This is a genomic window from Spirosoma flavus (genome assembly GCF_054778555.1).
The window spans coordinates 1-1,634 of sequence record NZ_BAAGZL010000016.1 but is presented as its reverse complement, the minus strand read 5'-3'; the positions used below and the strand labels follow the sequence as shown (position 1 = coordinate 1,634).

Sequence of the window (1,634 nt, the reverse complement as noted above, 5' to 3'; positions counted from 1 at the left end):
CGGGACACAGCGGCACTTTAGCCAGTCGATAGCCCACAAAGCGTCCTATAATCTCGGCAAAGTAGGTATCTCCACTGGCTGTTACGTAGCCCTGCAGAGTACCCACGGGTGGAATGCCCCAGGAGCCGCCGAAGTTAAAGAACTTAGGCCGGGCTCCGTTGGGCAAACGTACCGCCCGGCCATCGGGGGCGGTTAGGGCTTAAAAGCAGACTATTTCAAGGGGTATTGGGTGACTTAGTTTAATAAGAAAACCTAGCGACTAAGCCGGGTTTTCTTGTTGAATCAACGCTTCTTTAAAGTTTTCATATATACTGAAAGCTTCTTTGAGGATATCTAGGAGGTCTTCATAGTTTCGGAAAATGGGATTTTTTAATTTTTCTGAGTCGTCCAATATATCTGAAACAGACCCCCAAGTTCCCCAGCCAAAATGTAAACGCTGATTATCTTTCAGAATATCCCATATTAATTCAACAACTCCATATTTTAATGAAATATTGAATTGAAACTGAAAAGGTTGGATTACCTCCGATATTTTAAAGAAGTTTTCTCTTTTTATGAACTTGGTTTCGTAACCGAATTCATTAATAATCTTTAACACTTCATTAGGTGAGTAATCTTCAAAACTTTCACTGATGTCAAATGAAAATCTCTTGACTATTTGCTTGTATTGCTTTCTGAATGAGATTCCATCTAAAGCGTACTTTAAATCAGGGTGTAGTTGCATAGTTACTCAGGTCTGAAACGAATGTCAATGTTGTACGTATTCTTAGCCAAATCAATATAATCTTGAAGTTGACTAAAATTTTGGTTGGACGCTGGAATTTCCAGAATCTGTTTTCCCTGCAATGATTGCCCATCAATTGCTGGATATTTATTTGACCGTATTATGGTACCCGGTGAGTACTTACTTTGCATCTCCCTTAGGTAACTTTCAAAAGTAGACAGCTCTATATCTTCCAAACTTGTTGCTTTCCGAGACACGATCTCACCTACATTATTACCAATTGGCGGAAGGTAAGAATCCAAACGTTTTCCATTCGAAAGATTAAGCTCACTAACAGGGTACCATCTTTCACTAACGGCTCTTTTATTAAATGCATTACCTCTGGCAATTGGCGAATCATTCAGCCAGTAGTCTCGCTCCTTCTTCCAATCCAATCGCTCACGAGCAGGCTTTCCTTGACCCACTTTTCGGCTTACATACCGCTGGTAATCCGCTTCCAGGAGTGCATCCACAAATTTACCCGCGTTATCCAGAAACGCAGCCAGGTCGTCTAAACTTTTCTTAAGTTGTTCGGGTGCCCCCTTTACCATAGCCACCAAGCCACCCGTGGTTACAGCTAAGCCAAGAACGACTCCAATACGTCCCGTACCGTAGCGGGCATATTGACCGCCTTTCTCAAAGTTCTCATACTGAATGGCATCTTTGGCTAAATCTGCGCCTAGCTCTTTGGCCTTCTCCCAACTCATCTGCTGGCGGAAACTGACCAACTGGTCCCAAGCCCCCTGTGGGTCAGAGACCACCGACAAACCCAGCCCCACCAACTCGGGCAGGTCTTTGGCTTCTTCCAGGGCCTGATCCAGGGCCCCCGAAATCACCCCTGTGCCGTCACGCACAAAGAAATCCTTCTGGG

3 protein-coding genes are annotated in these 1,634 nt (G+C 44.3%); 1 reads left to right on the top strand and 2 read right to left on the bottom strand.

Annotated elements, in window-relative coordinates:
- Positions 1-196, top strand: a 196-nt coding sequence (locus ACYVF1_RS32175; RefSeq protein ID WP_461086819.1) for a hypothetical protein, incomplete at its 5' end; no start/stop codon positions are given.
- A gap of 63 nt (positions 197-259) precedes the next feature.
- Here ACYVF1_RS32175 and ACYVF1_RS32170 read toward each other — a convergent pair.
- Positions 260-724, bottom strand: a complete 465-nt coding sequence (locus tag ACYVF1_RS32170) for a hypothetical protein (protein WP_461086817.1) — start codon at positions 722-724, stop codon at positions 260-262.
- 2 nt (positions 725-726) lie between these two features.
- The coding region (locus tag ACYVF1_RS32165; RefSeq protein WP_461086815.1) for a hypothetical protein at positions 727-1,634 on the bottom strand (908 nt) is incomplete at its 5' end.